The sequence below is a fragment of the Clostridium perfringens genome (assembly GCF_016027375.1).
Taxonomy (GTDB): domain Bacteria; phylum Bacillota; class Clostridia; order Clostridiales; family Clostridiaceae; genus Sarcina; species Sarcina perfringens.
Genome location: NZ_CP065681.1, coordinates 1,919,803 through 1,945,422, shown reverse-complemented (window position 1 = coordinate 1,945,422; position 25,620 = coordinate 1,919,803). Strand labels below are relative to the sequence as shown.

Here is a 25,620-nt window from a genome sequence, read left to right as displayed (position 1 = left end):
AGAATTAGTCAACTAAATCATCATTATTTTTATCTCCTGAAATTACAATTCTTGACCAAGGTAATTCAGTTACTCCACTAAAAGTTCCACCATCTGAGTCACTTAATTTCTCCCTATATGTCCATGAACCATTCCAAAGACTTGCTTCTTTAACCCCTTCATTTAAAGTTGTTTGATAATATACTTGTTTCTCATAATCAAGGACATTATTCTCTAAAGATGCAACTAATCCTCCATTATCTAAAAATGCCATAGTCTGATGAACTGGATTCTGATCAACTTCTTTTTCTCTTAAATCATAAAAGTAATCATTAGAACTTAATATTCCATGAGCTCTTGCTGTAGTAATATCTAGATTTTCTTCCTCTTCATTTATGCTTATAAGATTATGATTTGGAATTTGTATTTTATAAATCTTAAACTCCCCCTTTTCATTTATTTCTTCAAACTGAAGTTTAACTGTATTATCAATTATTTTAAAAGATATTGCCATCTCTACATTTATATTTCTAAAATTCAATCTATATAAATAATACTCTCCTTCAATATGGTCATAAATTTTTTCTGAGGTTACTTTAGGTTTAAATCTACTTCCATTTATTAAAAATTCATCCCTTGATTTTCTTGCTCCCTTAAGGATCTTCTCTCCTATTTTATATTGAACTATATTAGGAAATTCTCTATCAACAACTATTTCTAACCCATTACTTTTTAATATTTCAATGCTTAATATTTTTCTAAATTCTATATTCCCTTCTAGAATAAACTTAGGATTTGTAATATCCTTATTGTTAAACTCTAATCCCCTTTTTAGTTTTTCCTTTAAGTCTATAACTTCTCCATCAATATTTTTCTTAGTTGACTCTTTACTAATATAATCCTTTACTCCCTTTGATGATTCTGACGTTAATCCATAAATTGAAGTTAATAAATAAGATTTATATTTTGAAAGATTTTTTCTCATAAATTTATATTGCGCCATAATTTCCCCCTATCTTTCAGTCCTTAAGTTATTTTTTATAAAAAACTTAACAGCTTTTCTCCCTAAGTATAATTTTAAATTTACCATTCACATAATATGTATACTACAATAATTTTACAAATATTACCATATAATATTTAAAAAAGCGTGTATTAAAGTAAATTTTATTTAAAAACCACTTTAATACACGCTCTTTCTATGATTTATTACATATTTTATAATATTTTTCTATTATCTATTGTTATAATATTCTTCACACTTTTTCCAGTTTATTATATCGAAGAAATAGTCTATATACTCTGGACGTCTATTTTGATATTTTAAATAATAAGCATGTTCCCAAACATCCATTGTTAATATAGGAATTAATCCTAAAGAAATAGGAGATGATTGATCCTTAGTTGACATGATTTCTAACTTTCCATCTTTATCACTAACTAACCATGCCCAACCTGAACCAAAGGTAGAGATTCCACATTGTTTAAACTTTTCTTTGAATTCTTCAAAAGAACCAAAATCTCTGTCTATAGCATCTGCTATTTCAGCAACTGGTCTATTACATCCTTTTCCTAAAATGCTCCAGTAGAATTCATGGTTATAAACTCCACCACCTTGATTTACTAAATCAGCCATAATATCCTCTGGCATATCATCTAAATTGCTTAAAATATCGTATAAGCTTTTGCCATAAAGCTCAGGATGTTTTTCTAAAGCTTTATTTAACTTATCTACATAAGCTTGTTGATGTTTGTCATGATGAATTTTTACTGTTTCTGCATCTATTGATGGCTCTAAAGCATCATAAGGATAATCTAAAGGTTTTAATTTAAAACCTTCCCCTTTAGTTGAAGATGATCCACAGTAATCTGGATACATTAATGGACTTTTTTTGTGTTTTAAAAAATTATTTTTCATTTTTTACCTCCTCATATTTGAAATAATTTATTATTATTCTTCCCAATACCTATTTTTATATTTATTTTTTTAATTTAATACTTTGTAAAATCAAAGTTTTAAATATATAATAGCTAATAAAAAATATACCTAAAACAATTATTAAGGTAATAATTAAATTTAATCCATCCTTACTTTGAATTATGTATAAACTGTTTATTGTTCCATTAATAACATTGCTATTCATTATAAATAAAGTTAAGACAATACTTATCCACTTTATGTCTTCAAAATCTAATTTTTCTAGAAAAAGTGCATAAACAATATTAACTATGGCTATTATACTTATTGTTGTTATTAATGTACTCTTTAAAACCCCTTCTTTAAATTGAAATATTTCATTTTTAGTAAGTATCCAAAATACTTCATTTATTATAAATCCTACAATTAAACTATCAACTAAAAAGAATATATTCCTTATATACTTTTTATATATTAATTTTTTGCTTTCAACAAAATTATCTAAACTCTCTTTATAGTCTAGCATAATCATACAAAAAGATAATATACCAACTATATATTTGAAGAAACTCCATTTTAATATGCTAGACATAAATAGTGAAAGAACCACTGAAAGAATCAATAGCTTATGTTCTATAAAATGTTTTTTAAAAGAAAAAAATACCTTAAGCATATTAAGTCCTCCCTTGATGTAACTTATTTCCTTTGTATCTATTCTAACACTTTTATATGAATAATAACATAGGATATTTTCCCTCTTCCAAATTAAAACAATATTTTTAGGTAAGCATATTTTAATTAAAGTCAACTTTTAATAAAGGAAGTAATTATTAGAAATTTAATATTTTTTAATTCATAAAAGGCCTTTATACATGAAAAATATGAGTTTTTTCAATTTTGACAATAAAATTTTGTCGTTTTATAATTGTATAGTTAATGTTTAACAAAAATTTAATTAAAATTTAATAAAGGAGATGATTAGGTGAATAATGCTAATGAAAACTCTAAAAACAATGAAGATTTAGTTTATAAAAACAGATGGTTTATATTAGCAGTATTAGTAATGCAACCATTCATGGCATGTTTAGACAGTAGCATAGTTAATGTAGCCCTTCCAATTCTTCAAAAAGAACTTGGTGCAACTATGGCTGGAACTGAATGGATTGTAAGTTCATATTTAATAATAATTTCTGCATCAATTTTAATCTTTGGTAGATTAGGAGATATGCATTCAAAAAGTTCAGTATTTATAAAAGGGATTTTAATATTTGTTCTTGGATCTTTCCTTTGCGGAATATCCCCATCACTTCCTATTCTAGTATTATCTAGAGTTGTGCAAGCTATTGGTGCCGCTATGTTAATGTCCACTAACCAAGGTATTATAACAGATGTTTTCCCTCCTAAGGAAAGAGGAAAAGCTTTAGGTATCTCTGGTTCCTTTGTTGCCTTAGGTTCTATATTAGGTCCAGCATTAGGTGGATTCATAGTTACATATTTCACTTGGCACTATATTTTCTTAATAAATGTACCTATAGGTATAATTTGCTACATATTCGCTAAAAAATATCTACCAATAAGAATTCCTAAGGAATCTGAGTCAATGGATAAGCCTGGAGCAACAATGTTTTTCATTGCTACAATTCTTATATTTACATCAATATTAATTAGCCAACATTTAGGCTTTACTAGCATATATGTAATCCTAGGATTAATAATTGGACTTATTATTCTTGCTTTATTCTTAATCTATGAAAACAAGATAAAGAATCCTATGCTTCATTTAAGCTTATTTAAAAAGCCAATATTCTCAGTAAGCTTAATATGTGCATTTATTTCCTTTACTGCAATAAATACAATTAATGTTATTCAACCCTTTTACTTAAATGACATTTTAGGCTATAGTCCTGGAAAAATTTCAGTTATAATGACGGCTTATCCAATTGTATTATTTGTTATTGCACCACTTAGTGGAACATTATCAGATAAAATAGGAAGTAAAATACTTACTTTAATAGGATTATTCTTAACAGGAGTTTCAATGATTTTATTATCATCATTAAATAGTAACTCAAGTGAAACATCCATATTCCTTATGTTATCTTTATTAGGTTTTTCAAATGGATTATTCCAATCTCCAAATACAAACCTTATAATGTCCTCTGTTCCTAAGGATAAGCTTGGAATAGCAGGAGGTACTAATGCCTTAATAAGGAATTTAGGTCTTGCCTTTGGAGTATCAGCTTCAACCTCTATTTTATATGCAAAAATGAGTAAGTTAGCTGGATTTAGAGTTTTAGGATCTGTTCCTAATAGACCTGATATATTTATTTCTGGAATGAGATTTGTATATATTTTAGTTGCTATTTCATGTTTTATATGCCTTATAATTTCTGTAATTGAATATATTCAATCTAAAAAAAATAACAAATAACAAAATAAAAGGTGCTGTATCAAAGATTTTATTAAAATCTACTTTGATACAGCACCTTTTTAATTATTACTTTCTTGTATGCTCATTATTCCTTGAGGATTGTTACCAACCTCTAATCTTGCTAAATTGTCAGGATTACTAAAATAAATATTGCCTCCTACAAATACTAAAAGTGCTAAAATTACCACTAATAAAATGTTTTTACTTCTAAAACTCTTCTTCATTAATTCCACCCTCTTAATAAAAATAATAATCTAAGTTAAATATGGTAAGAATAAAGTTCCTAAACCTAAGAAGAAGAAAAATCCACATACATCAGTTACTGTTGTAACAAACACGGCAGAAGCTAAAGCTGGATCTATTTTTAATTTCTTTAAAACAACTGGTACTAAATATCCTGCAAAGGTAGCAGCAGTCATATTTAATATCATAGCTAATCCTATTACTATTCCAATTGCAGGTTTTCCTGACCATAAAACAGCAACTATTGCAGTTACTAATCCAGTGGCAGCCCCTGTTAAAATACCAACTCCAATTTCCTTAAAGAAAATTCTCTTTGCATTTTTAAAAGTTAATTCTCCTAAGGCTATACCTCTTACTATAATTGTTAAGGTTTGAGTTCCTCCATTTCCACCCATACCTGCAACAATAGGCATAAATGTAGCTAAAATTACAACCTTGCTAATAGTTCCTTCAAAAAGTCCAACAGTGGCAGAAGCTAAGAAAGCAGTTATTAGGTTAACAAATAACCATGGTAATCTACTTTTTACAGATTCTTTTACTGTACTATCAACTTTTTCTTCTCCATCTACACCACCTAGACGGTGTATATCTTCTGTTGTTTCTTCTTTTATAATTTCAATAACATCATCAATTGTTATTATACCTAAAAGCATATCTTTATAATCAACAACTGGTATTGTTAAAAGTCCATATTTATCAAATATATTTGCAACCTCTTCTTGATCCATATCAAAAGGAACACTTATGACGTTTTTATTCACAATCTCTGAAATTTTTTCGTCAAACTTACTTATTACAAGTTCTCTTAAAGAAACTACCCCTTGTAATATTCCTAAGTCATCTACAACATATATGTAATAAGCTGATTCAGCCTTTGGAGCTTCTAATTGAAGGTACTCTAAGGTTTCTTTTACACTCATAGTATCCTTTATAGAAATAAACTCTGTGGCCATAACACCACCAGCTGTATCTGGTGCATATGTTAATAATTTTCTTAAATCCTTAGCATCTTGAACTGGCATACTTGAAAGTAATTTACTAGTTTCTTCACGATTTAAGCTTGCCATAAGGTCTGTAAGTTCATCTGAAGCTATTAAATTTAAAACCTTCTTCTTCTTTTCTTCAGGTAAACTTTTTAATATATTTACCTTGTCATCATCCTTCGCAAAATCTATAATATCTGCAATCATATTTTCTGGAAGTTTTTTTATAAGCTTAATATTTTCCTCATTCTCCTCTAAAAGATCAACTATATCAGCTGGATGTATATCATCTAGAGAATCAAATTTATTACTTGGATATTTAGCTAAAATATCCTTTAGCTTTTCTTTTGTTATTCTTTTATTCATATCATTTCCTCTTTTCCTTAAATAAGAGGAATAATAACTATCTATAGGATAATTTGCTCCTTAAAGGTATATAAATGTACCATTCCTCTTATTTTTAATTTTAATCTTAAGTTCCTACTAGGGGGAACGCTTTCCATTCATACCACCTCCAAAATGCAATAAAAGTTTCAAAATATTATTTCTATATATTATATTAAGTATATTAAAACAATTTGTAAATAAAAATTTTCATTCTTTTTTTATATTTTGTAATATTTCATAAAAATAGCTCATAAATATATAGTAATAAAAATTATAATTTAGTAATTTTTAACCTCACTTTTTCTTATTTTACACAAGCATGTAGTGTCTTCTATGAATATTCTTAAACTATATAACCTGTAATTTGTTTCTTTGTGTTGTGATTCTCCTTTTACATTTTATTCATATAACTACATGCAAAATAAAAAGCAGATTAGTTTTTTCTAATCTGCTTTTCATTTTAATTCTATATTCTAAATTTTAATCATAACTCATGTCTAATTTAAATTAAGCAATTAAAATTTTAATATTTATAAAAGCTAAATTCTCTTATCAAGAAAATATGATTTACAAAAAGCAAAAAATTCTCTTGCATACATAGAAGGTACTAAATACCACTGAGTTTTACTTGTATATAAATAAGCCTTATTATATCCATTTCTTTTAGCTAAAAGATTGCTTCTCATAGCATGAAAATCTGTGGTAACTATTAAAATATCTAAGTCTTTTATAGGCTTTCCACTTAAGTTCTCTATGATCTTCTTAGAATAATTTAGATTTTCGTATGTACTAGTTGCTTTATTTTCAAGTACAATTTTATCCTTTGGCACTCCATTTTCCACTAGATATTTTTCCATTGCATAAGCCTCAGTTATGCTTTCTCCAGGACCTTGTCCACCAGATACTACAATCTCTCCATTAAATCCAGTTTTCTCTAAATATTCTATGGTCTTATCTAATCTGTCTCTTAATGTAGCGGTTAAATTTTCTCCCCTTATTCCAGCCCCTAAAACAACTATATAATCACAAGATTTTAAGGATTTTTTAGGATAGAAAATTATTGCTCCCTCTACTATTATAAATATACTTATGCATATAAGAGCTAAAATCTTCATAGGCTTGTACACCGTTTTAAACCACTGTAATTTTAAAAGCTTATTTATAAAAAGTGTGTATAATATAATGACTACTCCTAAAATTAAATAAAAAGAGCTAAAGGTTGTTTTTCCACTTAAAGCATTAACTAAGATGTAATATAATATACATATTATTCCTAAAAAAATTGAAATAAACTTAATAACTAAACTCTTCACATATATCTCCTTTCTCCAGTTCTCAATATAAAAATTTTATCAAAACCTTCCAGTAAACTATATACAATAATATTACAAAAGTAAATATAAAAAATTACTAAGTATCCTTCTACTTTTCATAATAAATTACCTTTTAGAAAATATGTTTATATGAACTTTAATTTAAAATAAGAGTAAAATTTCTAAAAGAAATATGTTTAAATTTACTATTATATGAAATACTATTAGTGTTTAGACTTTTTTAATTTAAGGAGATGTATTTATGAGTAGTAGAACTGGAATAGTAAAATGGTTTAATCAAGAGAAAGGCTATGGCTTTATTTCTTGTGATGAAGGTGATGATGTATTTGTACATATCTCACAAGTGAAGGAAAAAGGACCTGAAAAAGATTTACATGAAGGTGAAAGTGTTTCTTTTGATATAAGCGAAGGTGAAAAAGGCCCAATGGCTACTAATGTTCAAAAGTTATAAAAACTAAGGCTTAAATCCCGTTAAGTTAAGAAGAGATTTAAAGGTTTTAATAAATATTCCGAGTAAATTCACAATATAATTTATGGTGATTACTCGGAATATTTTTATAGGGTTTATTATAATTTTAATAAAGTTTCTTTTAAAAACTCTTACTAACTTCTTATAGAAAATCCTGTGTTTTCTATGCAGTTTTTAATTTCACCCTCACTTGTATGCTCATTAAACATAACTTCTATACTTCCTCTAGCTACATCTACACATACCTTTTGAACACCATCTAAATTTTCTAAAGCATTTTTAACTTGAGTCTTATTTGTAGAACTTCCTAAGCCATCTACTAAACAATGAATTTTCTCCATACTAATTTCTCCTTTCAAAGTAATGTTCAAAAATAGTATGTGTAATCTAAGCTATTAAAACCGTAGTATTATCTGGTATATTATCATATATCCATTTAGCATTATCTGGATTAAGTCTAATACATCCATGACTTAATGCCTCACCAAGCCTACCATCTTTTATATTCTTTCCAGTCTTATCATATAATATTGAGTGATAATAATAGCCATCCACTATTCTTGTAGCATACTTTACTGAATAATCTGCTCCAGAAAATCCTGCCTTTCTTCCATTAATAAAGAAAATTCCTTTTCTAGTAGGTGTAGAAGGTTTACCTACTGTGCTAATCCATTTATACATCCTTATCCACTTATTATTAGACTTCTTATAAACATAGGTATATTTAGTTTTTAAATTAGTTACTAAAAGATAATCAGTACTACTTTCTAGATTATTTGAATTAACAAAGGAATCCATATCACTATTAAAATTTGTATAATTTAAAGATTTATATTTTTTTAAAGCATTACTATCCAAATTAAATCACCTAAGAAATATTAATAATACATTATACTCTTTAGGTGACTTTTAATTTCATATATTATTTTTTAATATTAAAGCTATTATAAAGCTTAATCTTTTATAAAACTTTAATTATTTTTCAAAGGGATAAACAATTCCCCAGTCTTTTCTAACCTTATTCATAATTTTTGTAACATCATATGTTAAATCTATACTATTAGATTCTTTATTTTCCTTTATTCTCTCTTCCATAAAGATAACTTCATAATCTAAGGCCTTTTCCTCTTCTCCACACTCTATAACTTCTACTGCACCATCTAAGTAGTTTATGGTTGCCTTATTAGCTCTTGGGAAATTATCAATTGTTATAAATCCATTGTCACAGGAAACAATTCCTCTCTTAGGCATTTTAGATCTAAAGGCTAGGGATATAGTTGCAACTTCATCTTCCTTTGTCTTTAATATTATTCCAGACTCTTCATCTACACCAGTTTTAGCCTTCTTAACTGTACTTAAGATTTCCTCTGGCATACTAGATAAGAAATATCTTGCAAAAGATAAAGCATAAGTTCCAATATCTAATAATGCTCCTCCAGCTAAATCAAGATTAAAGAATCTGTTATTTTCATCATATTCCTTGAAGCTTCCAAAGGAAACTTGAACCATATTCACTTTTCCTAAGTCTTCATTATTTATCTTCTTTATAACCTTTTCATATAAAGGCATATGAAATAAGGTCATTGCTTCTTCTAAAACTAAGTTATTCTCTCTTGCTATTTTTAAGGCTTCTTCTAATTCTCTTTCATTTACAGTTATAGCCTTTTCACATAGAACATGCTTATTATTATTTAAACTTTTTATAATGTACTCATAATGATTACTGTGTGGTGTTGCTATATACACTACATCTATATCCTTGTCTTTTATAATCTCATCATAGCTTCCATAAGCTTTTTTAACATTGTTTTCTCTTGCAAATTTCTCTGCTCTTTCCTTATTTCTAGAAGCTACTGCATAAACCTCTCCATTAACCCTATTTAAAGCCTGTGCAAAATCTCTAGCTATACTTCCTGGTCCCAATATTCCCCATTTAAGTTTTTTCATATTCTCAGCTCCTCTTTAATATAAAGTATATTATTTAAGCTTATTTTAAACTAATAATCCACTTAAAGCAAAAGTTATTTAAAAATTAAAAGGACCTAAAATTGGTCCTTTTGAAATCATATATTTTATTCTTAATTAAATTTTGTATAAATAAAAATCTCACGATACACCCTATTAAAATACAACTTTTTATTTAATTAAGCTTTTTAAGTTTCTTACAACTATACTTTCATCTACATTTCTGTTTCTTGAACAAACTATAGCTGCTTGTATTACTGTTATTAGTATAGATGTATTTCTTCTGTAAGCAATATATTTATACTCCCAATTATGACTAAACTTCTCTTTAAAGCGTCTTAACCCTTTAAAGGAGTAAAGTGCTTGTCCATTCTCATAGAATTGAAGGGCTAATTTTTCATTCCAGAAAGCATACTTAGATAAACCAACATTTGCTAAAGGAGCCATTCCCATGTTGAATATTTCATAGCCCTTTTCTTTTCCATACTCAATTAAATTTATGAACATAAAATCCATAACTCCCCTTGGAGTATTTTTACTAAATCTCATTAGATCCACTGAGAAGCTTTCATCATCATACATATACATTATATTAGCAAAGGCTTTTATTTCTCCCTCTCGATTCTTTAAAATAGCTATAGGAGCTTTATTTAAATAATCTTCATCAAAGAATCCCACTGAAAATCCTTTTTCTTTTCTTCCATCTAACCATTCATCTGATATTTCTCTTAAGGAATCTAAAAATCCCCTTGAAAAAGGTGGTTCAACCATGTGGAAAGTATAACCTTCCTTAGTCACCTTACTTCTTGAAGTTTTTAAGCTCTTCATTTTATTTCCTACAACTTTAAATTCTTTTACATCAACCTTAGCTTCTTCTCCAATTTTCATAAAATCATATCCATTAGAATGAAGGTAACTTATCATTTCATCATTAACCTGATAAAAAACTGGTGTGTAACCATAATTATCAGCATACTCACAAAACTTTTCTATTTCCCTAAATAGATTTTCATTATTTCCCACAGGATTTCCTAAAACAAAAAGTTTATCTCCATAGACTTCATATTGAATGAAAAGGTCCTTATCTTCATTTAAATAAATATACTTGTCCTTTAAAAATACTAAATGTGTTAGGGAATCACCCTTGTATTCTTCTATTATCTTTTCTACATATTCGCTACATTCATCAAAGGTCTTAACAGGAATTTTTCTTCTTATATTTAAAAAGTAAATAGCTACATATATTACAGTTACTAAAGCAAAGGCTATAAATCCAAATTTATACGCCATCTTATAAGGCATTTTACGAACAATTCCTACATATTTAAGATGTGTTCCAAAGGTAATTAAAATAAAGAAATAAATTGAAAAAGATGCAATTAATATACCTGAATCTATTAAGGTATTTTTACAACTTACAACAAAACTATCCCTGTAGAACATTCTCTTACTTAAATATAAAAGGTAAGCTACAATAATTAAAAATACTAATTCATAAGGATTAATTCCCTTTGTTAAGGATAATATTATTCCTAATATAAATAAAACCATACTTGCTTTGTAAATACTTTTAGCCCTATATTTTAGCATAAGAGCTGCAAGCATTATTAAAAATCCTAATACTACGCTCATTCCAATTGATAAGCCTAATACTTGTTTACCTAAAATTTCTTTTAATAATTTTATCTTTAATAAATATTGAGGTGCTATATTTGATAAAACAATAATAGCTCCTGATATAAATACTAAAGAAACCACTATCTTATAAGCCACCTTAGATACTATCTCATAAGGCAATCCATTAAACTTTTTATTTATTTTCCCACCGAAATCATGTACAAAAAGTAATACACCTATAAGAGCTGGAACTATGTAATAACTTATTCTATAAAGTATTATAACTAATAGGGTTTGTTCTATAGGAATACCTAAGACCTCTAATCCAGTCATAAATGTTAAGTCAAAGGTACCAATTCCCCCTGGAATCATACTGATCATTCCAACAACTGCTGCTTCAATATATATTGGTAAGAAAGTTAAAACACTTATTGATGCTCCTGTTATTCTTAAAGTAGCATAAATTAGAATTATTGTTGTAAGCCACTCTAAAAATGATATGAATATAATACCTAAGGTACTGAAAAACTCTAACTTGTCCTTTGTTTTACTATATTTATAAGCTGAGTAAATTATAAATCCTGGTGCATATAAAGCTATTATTCCTATGGCATATTTTATTATACCTAGGTTATTCCAAGAGGATATTCTAATCCCCATATATGTACAACAAACTATTGATAAGCCTGTTAAGTTTAAGGCTACTATTTTACCAATTTCTTTTAATAATTTCTTTTTATCATCTACATAGTCACCATAAAAATACTGTTTAAAAGCTAAGGATGTAGCTCCACCAAATCCAAGTAAACTTGCAATGGAACTTGCTATCCAAGAATACTTATATAGCTTTCTATTTTTTAATCTTATTCCAACTTTTCTCTTTAAAATAAAATCGTAGAAAGATAAAGGAATGTAAGAAATTATACCTAATGCTGCAATTATTAATAGGTTTAAAAAGTCTAGTTTATTTCTATACATAAAGAAATATTCTGAGTTGAAATTTTTAAATACTGAAGTAAATTCCCTAACTATAAATAGTATTACTACGGAAACGAATGCTATCTTAAAAAATAATTTTAATTTGTCACTTATCTTTATATTTAACTTCACCTTTTGTCCTCCCCATGTTTAAAATCCAAATTTATTATACACTTTACCTTTCTTAATAATCCATTGATTAATATTTCATTTGCATTACAAATCTGTAAGAATTCTATCTTAGAATAAAAATGAAATCAATATAGAAAAGGTTACAATTACCACATTTAACATAACTTAATGTAAAATTTAATATAAATTTAAGAAAAGAAAACAAAAAATACTAGGTAAAAACCTAGTATTTTTTCTACATAAGTTTACTTTGTCTATATTCTAGTGCTTCAGCTAATTTAGTAAATTTTATAGTCGTATTCATTTTTCTATTTACTATTTCTTCTATATCTGACAATTTAACATTGAAAAATTCTTTTCTTAAATTAACCTTATTTAATCTCTTGCTTGCAAAATGATTATGTAACTCCCTTTCTAAAGCAGGAGCATCTTCACTATAAATCATAGCATGTACATCAAATTTAAATGGCACTGATGCATCACTTAATTCTTTAACTCTTTCCATAGGATCAAGTCTTCTTGTTAATCCTATTTTATATATATCTTCACCAAATGAACCTATATTTGATATTACATAAACATATCCAGCTTTTGTTTTCTGAGCCATTGATTCTGCTCTTTTCATTTTTTCTTCAGCTTGTCTTAAATTTTCTTCTAAATTTTTAACTTGTATTTCTAATTTAGCCTTTTCTTCATCATTAGCTTTTTCTAATTCTGCTCTAACTTTTTCTAAAGCCTTTTGATACATTTTTTCTTCTTTCTCAGCTTCTTTTTCAAGCTTGTTAATTTCAGCTTGTACCTTAGCCTCTTCTCTCATTCTTTCTTTTATTTCTCTTTGTTCTTCACGTTCCTCTTGTATCTTAACTAAATACTCATATTGTAATTGCAACTCTTCAACTTTTAATTTAAAATAATCCATATTTATAGATATATTATATGATGAAACTAATTTATTAATTTGTTCTTTGGCTGCCTCTAATCTTTTTCTACTATTATCTATATTAGAAATTGTTAATTTATTTATTATAATATCACATTCATTATTAAATGCTCTTAATATTAACTTGCAAAGATTATTTTCAAGTTTATTTCTTTCTGAATTCTTCAAATCGCTATTAAATATTTTATATAATTCAGAATTGTTAAGTGATTTTCCTGACTTTATAAATTCTTTTTGATTTAATCTATTTAATTTTAACTGCTCATTATACTCTTCTGATAAATCATATTCATATTTTTTCTCAAATACTCCAACTTGAAATGTATATAGCTCTTTTTCTAAATTTTCATAATTTAATATTTCTTCAGATATATTAATTTTATTTGTAACTTCCTTAAGCTCATCATTCAAAACAGCTATCTTTATTTGAAGTTTTCCTTTGACATCTTCTAAATTCATAATATCATTTAATATTTCATACTGTTTTTTGAATTCTTCTATTTTCTGTAATTCAGAAGCTTTAGTATCTTTAATAGATTTTAATTCTTCCTCATTTTTCTTCAATACTTTTTCTAAATCTAAATTACTTAAATTCAAAATATTATTTTTCTTTAAGTAATTAAATAATACTATAGCTATTATTCCAGCAACTACACCACCTAATGGAATAATTGTTGAAGCAAAAGCTATTATTATTAAAATAATAAATAGACTCTTAATTTTTTTATCCATAATATTCTCCTTTTATCCGAACTCTTTTAACATTATATAACATTATTGTAAATAAAAAAAGTTGACTAAAATTTATATAACCTATTTTTGTATTTAAACTTAATCCTCATTATTTTTTCTACTTTTTATTAAGGCTTTGAAATTCATTCCAAACTCATGAATATATAGAATTACCCCTATTGCTGCTGGCAATATGAAATAACTTATCCTATAAAGTATTATTACTAAAAAGGTTTGCTCTATAGGTACTCCTAAGGCTTTAAAGCCATCTATAAAGGTTAAGTCAAAGGTACCAAGACCTCCAGGAACCATGCTAACTATTCCAACTGCTGTAGCTCTTACATAAACATAAAAATATTCTGTAAGCTTTATGTGAGCCCCTGTAATAGCTAATATTAAATATATAAGTAGCATATTTAAGGTCCATTCCATAAAGGATATGCCTACAACCTTTAAGGTGAATCCCTCTTCGTCCTTTTTCTTCTTATAATTATATAGTGAATTTATAATAACCAAAGGAGCATAGGCAGAAACTCCATATACCACATATCTTATAAGCCCTAAATTTTGTATATCTTTAAATTCTAAGAGAATATAAATTATACATAATACAGACAATCCAGTTAAGTTTAAAAATATGATCTTTCCAATTTCTCTTAATAGCTTCTTTTTATCCTTAACATGACTTCCATAAAAATATTGCTTAAAAGCTAAGGATGTAGCCCCTCCAAATCCAAGTAAACTTGCAATGGAACTTGCTATCCAAGAATATTTATATAATTTTATATTCTTAATATCTATTCCAACATTCTTTTTCAAAATAAAATCATAAATAGATAAAGGCATATATGCAATAATACCAGCTATGGCAATTAGAGTTAGCTTAAAAAAATGCAATTTATCTCTATACATATTAAAATAGGTCATATTAAATTCTTTAAACATATTTTTAAATCCAAAGGCCACTAAAACTAATACTACTGCTATAAAAGTTATCTTTAAAAAAAGCTTAACTTTATTATTTACTTTAATTTTCAATTCATTTCTCTCCTTTGCATTTATTAACACATCATTAATATTATTTTACATTAATTTAAATAAAATTCAAAATTAAAAGCGATTTAAAAAAATTTTTAAATCGCTTTTATTAATATAAAATTGTAATATGAAAACTCTCTATACTCTCATTCTCTGCTTATAATCGTTTACATAACTAAAAGAATTTTCTATATTTAAAAAGACATTTTTTAACCTTTCTGAGTTTATTACCATATATTTTGATTTATTACTGCTACCTAAAATTGAGTCATTAGGATATTCAACTATGTATTTTTCCTCATCTATACTATTATTATTTATAACAATTACATCATTGTTTTTTAAAAATATATATAATTTCCTATCACTATCAGTTATTGGTGCAAAGTTCTTTTTTTCCGTAACATCACTTTCATTTAAAACACTTACTACCTCTTCAATACTCTTCTTCTCTAAATCCTTAGGTACATTATGGTAATTTTCATTTCTTTCTTTATTCATATAGTATTTCATTGCCACTACTTCACTTTCCTTCATCTTAAAGGAATTATCTTCTTTAATAAAAATAGAAACAAGAACTCCAAGAATAATCATTATAATCACTATAGGGAATATTACCTTTTTCCCCACAAAATTACCCCCTATCTATTTATGTTCACATCTACTTATATAATACAACATTTTTTTACAATTTTAAAGTTAACATGCATAAATGGGTGTATTTTCTTTTCTTAAGAATATAATCTCACAAAACTCCATTGTATAAGTTTAAAAATCCAAATTAAAACTTTTGACTTTAACTTAACTTTTGAAGCTTTAGTAATATCTTTTAAGTAATGATTATAAATTCTTAGGAAAGTCTATTAATTCTAGAAATATGTTTGTGAGTTTTATTGCTATATTTTGATACCTCTTTTTTGCTATTGTTTAAATAATCAACTAAGGTTATTTTATTAAAATTATTTGATTCTACATTTTTTAAATTTAAATACATATTATTTAAGATTTCACTTTGATCTTCTACTGAAAATAACTTTCCATAATCACCTTCAAAATTAGAATAGATATTTTCCTCTAATCTTTCTTTCAAGTTTAAAATTAACTCCTCTATGCTTTTAATATACTCTTCCTTAAATAAATCTAAGGCGTATAAAAGTTCTATTTCCATTTTATTTTCTATATTTTCATGTCCTATGAAATTCTCTATATCAATTAAAATTTTATTTTTTAAAAATCCCTTGTTGAAAGATTCTATAAGCTTAAAAAATCTCTTATTTAAGGAAGTATAATCAACCTTTTCACATTTATATGAAACAAGGTTATCTGATTTCTTTATTCCTAATTTATTTAAACTTTCAAAAAAACTCTCATGGATTGCTTTTTCATATTTTTTATAAATATTAAATATTTCCTCATTTAAAGAATTTAATTCTAAAATATCATTTTTTATTATATCTACTAGGTCTAAATTAATATCTTCCTTTGAAGATAATTTTATTTCCTTTAATACTACTTTGCTTTTTAAATTAATATTTTCTTTAATTCTTTTAGAAGAACTTTCTAGATAAGTTTTTAATTCTTCTAAGAACTTTTCTTTTAAATCCTTACATTGAATTCCAAAATCAACTCTTAACTCATTGTGATATAAATAATCCCTGTTTAACTCTTCATTATACTCTTTAATAGATTCTAATAATTTATACTTTAAATTTAATAGAACTTCATCTATTAATTCCTCTTCTAAAGATTTAAAATTATCTTTATTTATAGAGTTAAGTTTTATATCTATCTCCTTAAATTCTCTTTTTGATTTCCTTAAAAAAGATTTTATTTTATTATTCTCCCCATTGCTACTTGCACATTTTTCTAAGGATTCTAATTCTATTTTTAACTCCTTTATATATTCTCTTAACTTTAAAATCATTATTAATAGTTTATTTTCCTTTTCATATTCTTTTATATGATTATATAGCTTTAAAAACTTCTCATTTAAACTCTGTGAATTATAAAGTTCCTTATTTTCCTCTTTATCTTTAGAAACTTTTACTTCATATTCTTTAACTAACATTGTTTTCTCCTAAAATAAAACTGCTAAAATGCCTACAATTACTATGCTAATTACTAAAAAGTAATATTTTTTATCTAATTCACTTTTTAACTCTTCATGGAAAAATGGTTCCTCAGGTCCCTTATTCATATTAGATATTTTTCTATCTAAATTATTAACTCTCTCCCCAAGCCTTCTTGTGGCATCTATTACATCAACATTATACTTATCTATGGCACTATTTAATAATTCCATAGAGTTATTCATATTTGTATTTCCCTCTTCTAAAAGGTCCTTTATTTCATTAAACTCTAACTTAACATTATAATTTATCTCTTCAAGGCCTTCCCCCATATATTCCTTAAAGCCTAAAAAATTATCTCTAATTTCACTCTTATCAACCTTTAACCTATTTTCTAGTTTATTGACACAGTTCATAACTCTTAAGCATTCACCTTTTAGCATTTTATCCATCTCTTCAATTTTTTCTATATGCTCCTTAGCTATGCGATTGCTTGTCCTTATCTTTTCACTTAATTCCCTGCCTATTCTTTGTAAAGTAGCTATATTTTCAATTCCTTCTTCTTCTGATAGTTCCCCTATATTTTTATTTATTCCCTCTACTTGCTCCTTTAACCTTTCTATTTCATCATAGGTTTCCCTTGCCTTATCTTTCAAATGGTAAATGTTTTCTTTTGACTTAGTAGATACATCTTCTATATTATTTAAAAACTCATTAGCTTTTTTCTCAAAGGCTTCTTCCCCTTGCTGAACCCCTAAATTAAAGTCTGCTATAGCTTCATCTAATATTACCTTTAAATTATTTTGTAAACTTATTAAGTTATTTCTATTTATTGTAGCAGTTTTTTCTGAAGTACTTGTAAGGGTCTTTATTAAATTTTCTTCCGTAAGTTTTAAATCCCTATAAATAGATTTATCAAAGACTGATTTACTTATTTCTGAAACTAATTCATTAAATTCATCTATTAAGTTATCTTCATTCCTATTCTCCATAACTTCCTCCTACCCCACTACCTAATATGAGTTTATATACTATAAATCTTCATTTATTACTAAATCTCTTCATTAAAAGTCATAAAATTCAAGCTCTCTTTATAATAATTATACTTTATTTACCATATATGTAAATACTTAAATGTGCCTATTTTAAATAATTTACTTTTTATTTATGTATTCCTAACTTTATAAAATTTAATTAAAGAAATAGCCCTATTTTAGTGCTTAATCTAAAATAGGGCAAAAAAATAAGAGGCTTATGAAAACAACTTTTAATAAAACTTACAACATATTCCGAGAATTACTATATTCTTTTCATACTGTTTGTAAGTTTTACTATTAAATTTGATTTAAACCTCTTATTTATATTTATTAGTTTTTATACCTTAGTTATCTGAAAATTTAGCTAAAAGATTTAGTATTTCAGTGTATAACCATATTAAAGTTACCATTAATCCAAAAGCTCCATACCATTCCATGTACTTTGGATATCCATATTGTGAAGCTTTTAGTATGAAATCATAGTCCATTATTAAGCTTGCTGTAGCAATTGCAACAACAAATAGGCTAAATCCTATACCAATTATTCCTGAACCATATATAGGTAAAGTTATTCCAAAGAAACTAAGTACTATTCCTAATAAGTAAATAGCTCCAATTGATATTATGGCTATGAAAACTCCTCTGCTAATTCTTCCAGCTATATCTGGAGTTCTTCTATATATAAGTACTGTAGCAACTAAGCATATGATTGTTAAAAGCATAGCTGGAAATACTATTCCAGGAAACATACTTTCAAAGCATCTTGATATAGAACCTAAAAGAACACCTTCAAAAGCTGCATAGAAAACTGCTGTAAACTGTGCAATCTTTGGTATGAATGATGTTAATAGTCCTAAAATTAATGATCCTCCTAGTGAAACCACTAAAGCACTTTTATAATTCACATCTGGATTTTGAAAAGCTATCCAACTATAAACAAAAGCGACACCTAAAATAGCTGTCATTATTAATATTTTTACTATAGTTCCTCCAACTGTCATGGTTGTTCCATCACTAACAGCCTTTTCAAACCCGGCTGCTAATGCAGGATTTGATTCTCTTCTCATGTTTCTACCTCCTATACAAATGTAAGTAATTTATTATAGTTTAAATTATAAAGTCAAAGTATGTCAAATCTGTTTCATTTATGGCTAAAATGCAAATTAATATTAATTTAATGATTAAATTTAATTTTTATAGTATCTAATTCTTTAAGATTATTATAATCACCTTTCTTTATTTAATATTAATCCTCATCTAAATCATTCCAACTGTGTAAACAATGACTCCAAAGATGCTCCTTTACTATATTTCTACTTTTACATTTTGGACATTCTTTATTTTCCTTAAAAAATAAAATTCTTTTTAACATTCCTATGTTAAAAGTATTCCCACAATTAATACAAATAAAACCATAGGTGCTTAATATCCAAAGTCTAAATAAAAATATTTCTAAAAATACATAAATTAAAAATAAAATAAAACTAAATAAATTCATAGGTATTAATGTATAGGCAATTATGGCTGTTGAAATTACTATAAGGCTAAAAATTAATAAAGTTAATTTATTTTTTTTAAATTTCATATGAAACTCTTCCTTAAGAATTGCTTAGATATTCTCTACTCTTTTTTTCTTAAATAAGAATCAATGGACTTTGCAGCTTTTTTTCCTGCTCCCATAGCAAGAATAACTGTAGCTGCTCCTGTAACAGCATCTCCTCCTGCATAAATTCCCTTTAAGGAGGTTTTTAAGCTTTCTTCATCTACAAGGAGACATCCTCTCTTATTAGTCTTTAATCCCTTTGTGGCATTAGATATTAAAGGATTAGGAGAAGTTCCTAAGGACATTATTACACTATCTACTTCCATAATAAACTCTGAATTTTCAATTTCAATTGGTCTTCTTCTTCCTGAAGAATCTTCCTCTCCAAGTTTCATCCTTATACACTTTATACCCTTTACCCAACCATTTTCATCAGTTAAAATTTCAGTAGGATTAGTTAAAACATCTAAAATAACTCCTTCTTCCTTAGCATGATGAATTTCTTCTAATCTAGCTGGCAATTCCTTTTCACTTCTTCTATAAATTATGTGAGTTTCTGCTCCTAATCTTAAGGAGGTTCTAGCTGCATCCATGGCAACATTTCCTCCACCAACTACAGCAACCTTTTTCCCTAAATTTAAAGGAGTGTGGCTTTCATTTTTAAAAGCCTTCATAAGATTTACCCTAGTTAAAATTTCATTAGCTGAAAAAACTCCATTGGCATTTTCCCCTTTAATCCCCATGAATTTTGGAAGACCTGCTCCAGAACCTATAAAGACAGCCTTAAATCCTTCATTTTCTATTAATTCCTCAATGTCCACAGTTTTTCCAACTACCACATTGTTTTCTATTTTAACTCCTAGTTTTTTTATCTCCTCTATTTCATATTTAACTACATCCTTCTTTGGCAATCTAAACTCTGGAATTCCATAAACTAAAACCCCTCCAGATTCATGTAATGCTTCAAAAATAGTTACTCTATATCCTAGTTTAGCTAGTTCTCCTGCACAGGTTAAACCAGACGGGCCACTTCCAATAACAGCTACCTTCTCTAAAGTCTTATCACTCTTTTTTAAAGGGCTTAATTTATTATTTCTTGCAAAGTCTGCTATGAATCTTTCTAGTTGTCCAATAGCTAATGGTTCTCCCTTTATTCCTAAAACACACTTTCCTTCACATTGAGATTCTTGTGGGCAAACTCTTCCACATACAGCAGGTAAAGCATTATATTTTGATAATTCTTCAAAAGAAGCTGAAAAATCTCCTTTCTTTATGAAAGATATAAAACTTGGTATATTTACAGAAACAGGACATCCTTCCACACACTTAGGGTTTTTACATCCTAAACATCTATTTGCCTCTTCAATAGCCTCTTCTTCTTTATATCCTAGGGAAACCTCCTTAAAGTTTTTACCTCTTTCTATTGGATCTTGCTCCCTAGATTTAACTCTTTTCTTTTTTAAATTACTCATTTTTCAAATCACCTCTACATCCACATCCACCATGACTATGGGTATTTCCCTCTTTAAGTTTTAAGAAAGCTCTTCCCTCTTCTGTTTTGTAGATAGCTTGTCTTCTAATAGATTCATCAAAATCTACTAAATGCCCATTAAATTCTGGTCCATCAACACAAGCGAACTTAACTTCTCCTCCTACTGTAACCCTACAAGCACCACACATTCCAGTTCCATCAACCATTATGGGATTTAAACTTACAGTGGTAGGAATATTCAATTCCTTTGTAAGAATACACATAAACTTCATCATTATCATGGGTCCAATTACAATTGCTCTATTATAATTTATGCCCTTATTCTTAACTAGATTTTCTAAAAGGTCAGTTACTCTTCCCTTAAATCCATAACTTCCATCATCAGTAGCTATATATAGATTTTTAGAAACCTCCCTAAGTTCCTTTTCAAAGATTAATAAATCCTTATTTCTAGCTCCAACTATAACATCTGCTAAAATTCCATGGTTATATAGCCACTTTACTTGAGGATATACAGGTGCAGCTCCAACTCCACCAGCTACAAATAATATTCTTTCCTTTTTTAATTCCTCTAAATCTTCATATATAAAGTCACTTTCTCTTCCTAAAGGGCCAAGAAAATCATGTATATAGTCACCTTCATTATATTTTCCAAGTTCTAAGGTACTAGCCCCAAGGCCTTGAACAACAATGGTTACACTTTTATCTTCCTTATTATAATCAGCTATGGTTAAAGGAATTCTTTCCCCCTCTTCATCTGTTCTAAGTATTATAAATTGCCCTGACTTAGCCTTATTAGCTACTCTAGGTGCTTCTATCTTCATTAAATAAACAGAGTCATTTAAATATCTTTTTTCTAAAATTTTAAACATCTAACTAAACCTCTCCCAAAAAATATTTTATTCTCCCACCTAAAAAATAGGATTGTATCAAAGAACTCATAAAATTTATAACTTTTATCTTTGAGTTTTAACACAATCCTCTTATCTTTACCTTATTTTAACTAGAAAAAATTTATTCTTTAAAAATCCACGTCACTGCCGTAATATGCACAAGTATATAATTTTTCCATAGTTTCATCATCAATCTCCCTTGGATTTGATCCTGTGCATGGATCTAAAACAGCATTATGAGCTATAAATTTAAGGTTAGCTTTAAATTCATTCTCATCTATTCCATACTCTTTCATTGATGAAGGTATATTTAATTCCTTATTAAACTTATTTATTAAATCTATTAGGGCATCTGTTAATTCTCTTTCACTTTCTCCCTTTAATCCAATATGTCTTGCAATGTTAGCATATCTATCTTCACAAGCTTTTCTATTATATTTAATTACATATGCCAAGAAGATAGCATTAGCACATCCATGTGGTATATGGAATACGGCACCTACCTTATGAGCCATAGAATGTACTATTCCTAAAAGGGCATTAGAGAAGGCCATTCCTGCTAAACATTGAGCTTCATGCATTTCTCCCCTAGCTTCCATATCTCCCTTATATGAATTTACTAAGTGCATATTAACCATTTCAATTGCCTTTAAAGCTAAAGGATCTGTAAAGTTTGATCTTAAACTTGCAGTATAAGCCTCAATAGCATGAGTTAAGGCATCCATTCCTGTGTGAGCTACTAACTTCTCTGGCATAGTTTCTGCTAAGCTAGGATCAACAATAGCTATATCTGGAGTTATTTCAAAGTCTGCTAAAGGATATTTAATCTTAGCCTTATAATCAGTTATTACTGAAAAGGCAGTTACCTCTGTAGCAGTTCCAGAAGTTGATGGAATAGCTACAAACTTTGCTTTTCTTCTAAGCTTAGGTAATCCAAAAGGAACAATAGCCTTTTCAAAAGTGAAATCAGGATACTCGTAGAAAATCCACATAGCCTTTGCTGCATCAATAGGTGAACCTCCTCCTATGGAAACTATCCAGTCTGGATTAAATTCTTCCATTTCCTTTGCACCCTTCATAACAGTTTCTACTGATGGATCTGGTTCTACTCCTTCAAAAACCTTTGTTTCCATATTAGCTTCCTTTAAATAACTTAAAACCTTATCTAAAAAGCCAAATCTTTTCATTGATCCGCCACCAATAACTATAAAAGCCTTTTTACCTTCTAAACTCTTTAACACCTCTAAAGAATCTTTTCCATGATATATGTCCCTTGGTAAAGTAAATCTTGCCATACTAATAATTCCTCCCAAAATAATATATTCTTAACAAAAAAACAAAGGGTATGTATCAAATAATCTTTTATAAAACTTACAAACATTATGAAGAGAATATCTAGATGAGCTTTAGAATTTAAATTATTACGGAGAAGATATTACGTTAAAAAGCTGAGACTGTTCGAAGCGAAGCAAGTTTCGAAGCTTTAGTAATATCTTCGTAGTAATGATTATAAATTCTTAGCGAAATCTAGTAATTCTCGGAATATGTTTGTAAGTTTTATTATTATATTTGACTACAATCCCTTTACATTTTATTTATTATTATTTAATTTTATTCCTAAATTCTATTTATTTTCTTTTTTCCATTCATCTAATTGTCTTTGTAACTCAACTTTTATATCTTCTAATCCTGAATCATATAACTTCTTATTTAACTTTTCTAAAGTCTCTTCAGTCTCTACAGAACCTGTGTATAAAGGTTTTATAAACTCTTTAAATGTATTACTTACAGCTGACATTTGAGTTACAACTTTTTCTGTATCAAATTTGAATCCTAATATAGTTGAAGTTTTAGCCTTTTGGTTAAATTCTTCAAAAGCATCCCACTTATCTACTGGGTCACTATCTAAAACATAAGTGTCAAATAAGTTTCCATAGGCCCAGCTTGTAACACTGTATGGACCATTTGGATCTCTCTTTATTTGGTTATCACTAACCTTTTCATAGTGAGTTCCCTCTATTCCAAACATTAATAGGTTTCTTAATGTAGAATCAGTATTTACTAAGTTTATAAGCTCCATAGCCTTTTCTGGGTGCTTAGAAGTTGATGATATAGCAGTCATAGCTCCTGTAGTTGAAGCATTTGTAACATATGGAGAAACTATTGATGAAGTTACAACCTCTCTACCTAAAGCTTGACCCCATCCATTTTCTGCATATGGTTGTCCATCAGCCTTCCACACAAATCTCTTAACTTCATTTTTCATATTACTAACTGCTGCGTCTTGATTTATATATCCTTTTTCATAGAATTCTCTTAATTTAGTGAAAAGATGTTTTAGCTCCTCTGTTTCATACATATTTTTAACTGTTAAGCTTTCATCATCATAGAAAATACCTAGTCCTGATGTTATATCCTCTAATCCTTCTAGTGGAATTCCATCTCCTTGAGTGTAGAATGGCACAAAATCTGGTTCCTTCTCTTTTATAAGTGCAAGCCATGGTTCTAAATCATCAACTGTATGAATATCTTCATATGGAATATTATATTTTTCAACAAGTTCCTTATCAAATACCCACATAGGTGCTCCTGCTATTTCCTTTTGGTTTGGAACTGCATATACATTTCCATCAACCTCTGCACCCTTCCATAGTCTTTCATCAATAACATTCTTTAAGTCTTTTCCATGACTATCTATAAGATCATTTAACTCTAAGAAAGCTCCCTTTCTCGCATTGTCTAAGTATGGGAATGCCCATGAACATGTAAATGCTAAATCGTATTCTTCCCCTGAATTAGCTATTACGTTCATTTTTTGACTATAATCACCAAAGTCAATATGTTTTATGTCTACAGTAGCATTTATTTTATCCTTTATATATTTATTTACTTCTTCCTCTACTACTTCTCCATCTGTTTGTGGTTTACCTATTACATACCAAACTAAATTTACTGGCTCTTCTCCTTCACCCCCACTAGACGAAGCATTTCCCCCTGAACCACATCCAGCTAAGATAGAAGATGTTCCAATTATTCCTCCTAATATTAAAGCCATTAGTTTTTTGTTTTTAAGCATTTTTATTTTCCCCCTTAAAGTAACTAATAAGTCCTCATTATATATATATTGTATAAATTACTTCCCCATTCTTCTTTTTTCAACATTTAACAAAACGTTTACAATAGAATTTAATCAAAAAAATTATAAAATGACCAACTTACTTTTTATTTTTGTAACCATTTCTTTTCATTTAAGAAATAATTACGTAACCTCTAAAATTTAAATTAATATTATTATTTATATAATAGTTTTAACTCCTTATACCCTTAAATATTGCATGTAGGGGCATGTATTAAAAATTATTTTGATACATGCTCCTCTATTTTAAATAATTTTTCCTTTCTTATTTCTAATATTTCTTAAATCCACTTATTATTTTTCT

23 protein-coding genes are annotated in these 25,620 nt (G+C 27.6%); 2 read left to right on the top strand and 21 right to left on the bottom strand.

The annotated features are described in order from the left end of the window. Positions 1-4 precede the first annotated feature (4 nt). From I6G60_RS09250 to I6G60_RS09240, 3 genes are all read right to left on the bottom strand, one after another. Positions 5-982: a hypothetical protein gene (locus I6G60_RS09250; RefSeq protein WP_164786773.1), complete on the bottom strand. Its 978-nt coding sequence runs from the start codon at positions 980-982 to the stop codon at positions 5-7. A 231-nt stretch (positions 983-1,213) separates the two neighbouring features. Continuing rightward, on the bottom strand, positions 1,214-1,897 hold the full coding sequence (locus tag I6G60_RS09245; protein WP_164786772.1) for a superoxide dismutase: 684 nt from the start codon (positions 1,895-1,897) through the stop codon (positions 1,214-1,216). A gap of 61 nt (positions 1,898-1,958) precedes the next feature. Then, positions 1,959-2,570 (bottom strand): hypothetical protein, encoded by a 612-nt coding sequence (locus tag I6G60_RS09240; protein WP_011010339.1) that lies wholly within the window; start codon positions 2,568-2,570, stop codon positions 1,959-1,961. A gap of 309 nt (positions 2,571-2,879) precedes the next feature. Between I6G60_RS09240 and I6G60_RS09235 the strand changes: the two genes are divergently transcribed. After that, positions 2,880-4,328, top strand: coding sequence for an MFS transporter (locus I6G60_RS09235; RefSeq protein ID WP_197925262.1), 1,449 nt, complete (start codon positions 2,880-2,882; stop codon positions 4,326-4,328). Positions 4,329-4,387: 59 nt separating this feature from the next. Here I6G60_RS09235 and I6G60_RS09230 read toward each other — a convergent pair whose 3' ends face one another. The 3 genes from I6G60_RS09230 to I6G60_RS09220 form a co-directional block, all read right to left on the bottom strand. Continuing rightward, on the bottom strand, positions 4,388-4,552 hold the full coding sequence (locus I6G60_RS09230; RefSeq protein WP_003452100.1) for a hypothetical protein: 165 nt from the start codon (positions 4,550-4,552) through the stop codon (positions 4,388-4,390). Between the two features lie 30 nt (positions 4,553-4,582). After that, positions 4,583-5,920, bottom strand: coding sequence for a magnesium transporter (gene mgtE, locus I6G60_RS09225; protein ID WP_003452139.1), 1,338 nt, complete (start codon positions 5,918-5,920; stop codon positions 4,583-4,585). 560 nt (positions 5,921-6,480) lie between these two features. Beyond that, positions 6,481-7,254, bottom strand: coding sequence for a YdcF family protein (locus I6G60_RS09220; RefSeq protein ID WP_003467364.1), 774 nt, complete (start codon positions 7,252-7,254; stop codon positions 6,481-6,483). Positions 7,255-7,516: 262 nt separating this feature from the next. Between I6G60_RS09220 and I6G60_RS09215 the strand changes: the two genes are divergently transcribed. Beyond that, positions 7,517-7,726 carry a cold-shock protein gene (locus I6G60_RS09215; protein ID WP_003452066.1) on the top strand — a complete coding sequence of 70 codons (210 nt, stop codon included), beginning with the start codon at positions 7,517-7,519 and terminating at the stop codon, positions 7,724-7,726. Positions 7,727-7,878: 152 nt separating this feature from the next. Here the strand turns inward: I6G60_RS09215 and I6G60_RS09210 are convergent, their stop codons facing one another. The 15 genes from I6G60_RS09210 to I6G60_RS09140 form a co-directional block, all read right to left on the bottom strand. Beyond that, positions 7,879-8,085 carry a heavy-metal-associated domain-containing protein gene (locus I6G60_RS09210; protein ID WP_003467361.1) on the bottom strand — a complete coding sequence of 69 codons (207 nt, stop codon included), beginning with the start codon at positions 8,083-8,085 and terminating at the stop codon, positions 7,879-7,881. Between the two features lie 46 nt (positions 8,086-8,131). Beyond that, positions 8,132-8,602 carry a L,D-transpeptidase gene (locus I6G60_RS09205; RefSeq protein WP_003456429.1) on the bottom strand — a complete coding sequence of 157 codons (471 nt, stop codon included), beginning with the start codon at positions 8,600-8,602 and terminating at the stop codon, positions 8,132-8,134. A gap of 117 nt (positions 8,603-8,719) precedes the next feature. Further along, positions 8,720-9,691 (bottom strand): Gfo/Idh/MocA family protein, encoded by a 972-nt coding sequence (locus I6G60_RS09200; protein WP_049039227.1) that lies wholly within the window; start codon positions 9,689-9,691, stop codon positions 8,720-8,722. Between the two features lie 189 nt (positions 9,692-9,880). Then, entirely contained in the window at positions 9,881-12,436 is a 2,556-nt protein-coding gene (gene mprF / locus I6G60_RS09195) for a bifunctional lysylphosphatidylglycerol flippase/synthetase MprF (RefSeq protein WP_110077454.1), read from the bottom strand. 235 nt (positions 12,437-12,671) lie between these two features. Beyond that, on the bottom strand, positions 12,672-14,108 hold the full coding sequence (locus I6G60_RS09190) for a DUF4041 domain-containing protein (protein WP_003456581.1): 1,437 nt from the start codon (positions 14,106-14,108) through the stop codon (positions 12,672-12,674). Positions 14,109-14,207: 99 nt separating this feature from the next. Further along, the gene (locus I6G60_RS09185; RefSeq protein ID WP_197925261.1) at positions 14,208-15,146 is read right to left on the bottom strand and encodes a flippase-like domain-containing protein; all 939 of its coding nucleotides are present in this window, start codon (positions 15,144-15,146) and stop codon (positions 14,208-14,210) included. 138 nt (positions 15,147-15,284) lie between these two features. Then, positions 15,285-15,776, bottom strand: coding sequence for a hypothetical protein (locus tag I6G60_RS09180; RefSeq protein WP_025648754.1), 492 nt, complete (start codon positions 15,774-15,776; stop codon positions 15,285-15,287). A 220-nt stretch (positions 15,777-15,996) separates the two neighbouring features. Further along, positions 15,997-17,214, bottom strand: coding sequence for a hypothetical protein (locus tag I6G60_RS09175; RefSeq protein WP_164818884.1), 1,218 nt, complete (start codon positions 17,212-17,214; stop codon positions 15,997-15,999). A gap of 9 nt (positions 17,215-17,223) precedes the next feature. Further along, positions 17,224-18,207 (bottom strand): hypothetical protein, encoded by a 984-nt coding sequence (locus I6G60_RS09170; protein ID WP_025648752.1) that lies wholly within the window; start codon positions 18,205-18,207, stop codon positions 17,224-17,226. 389 nt (positions 18,208-18,596) lie between these two features. Continuing rightward, the gene (locus I6G60_RS09165; RefSeq protein WP_025648751.1) at positions 18,597-19,319 is read right to left on the bottom strand and encodes a Bax inhibitor-1/YccA family protein; all 723 of its coding nucleotides are present in this window, start codon (positions 19,317-19,319) and stop codon (positions 18,597-18,599) included. 179 nt (positions 19,320-19,498) lie between these two features. After that, positions 19,499-19,837, bottom strand: coding sequence for an FmdB family zinc ribbon protein (locus I6G60_RS09160; protein ID WP_025648750.1), 339 nt, complete (start codon positions 19,835-19,837; stop codon positions 19,499-19,501). A 35-nt stretch (positions 19,838-19,872) separates the two neighbouring features. Further along, complete coding sequence (gene gltA / locus I6G60_RS09155; protein WP_197925260.1) at positions 19,873-21,267, bottom strand: NADPH-dependent glutamate synthase; 1,395 nt, start codon at positions 21,265-21,267, stop codon at positions 19,873-19,875. Next, positions 21,260-22,159, bottom strand: coding sequence for a sulfide/dihydroorotate dehydrogenase-like FAD/NAD-binding protein (locus tag I6G60_RS09150; protein WP_096071533.1), 900 nt, complete (start codon positions 22,157-22,159; stop codon positions 21,260-21,262). The genes gltA and I6G60_RS09150 overlap by 8 nt, the downstream gene beginning before the upstream one ends. A 149-nt stretch (positions 22,160-22,308) precedes the next feature. Further along, the gene (locus tag I6G60_RS09145) at positions 22,309-23,475 is read right to left on the bottom strand and encodes an iron-containing alcohol dehydrogenase (protein ID WP_197925259.1); all 1,167 of its coding nucleotides are present in this window, start codon (positions 23,473-23,475) and stop codon (positions 22,309-22,311) included. A 329-nt stretch (positions 23,476-23,804) separates the two neighbouring features. Next, entirely contained in the window at positions 23,805-25,256 is a 1,452-nt protein-coding gene (locus tag I6G60_RS09140) for an ABC transporter substrate-binding protein (RefSeq protein WP_003473421.1), read from the bottom strand. Between the last annotated feature and the right edge of the window lie 364 nt (positions 25,257-25,620).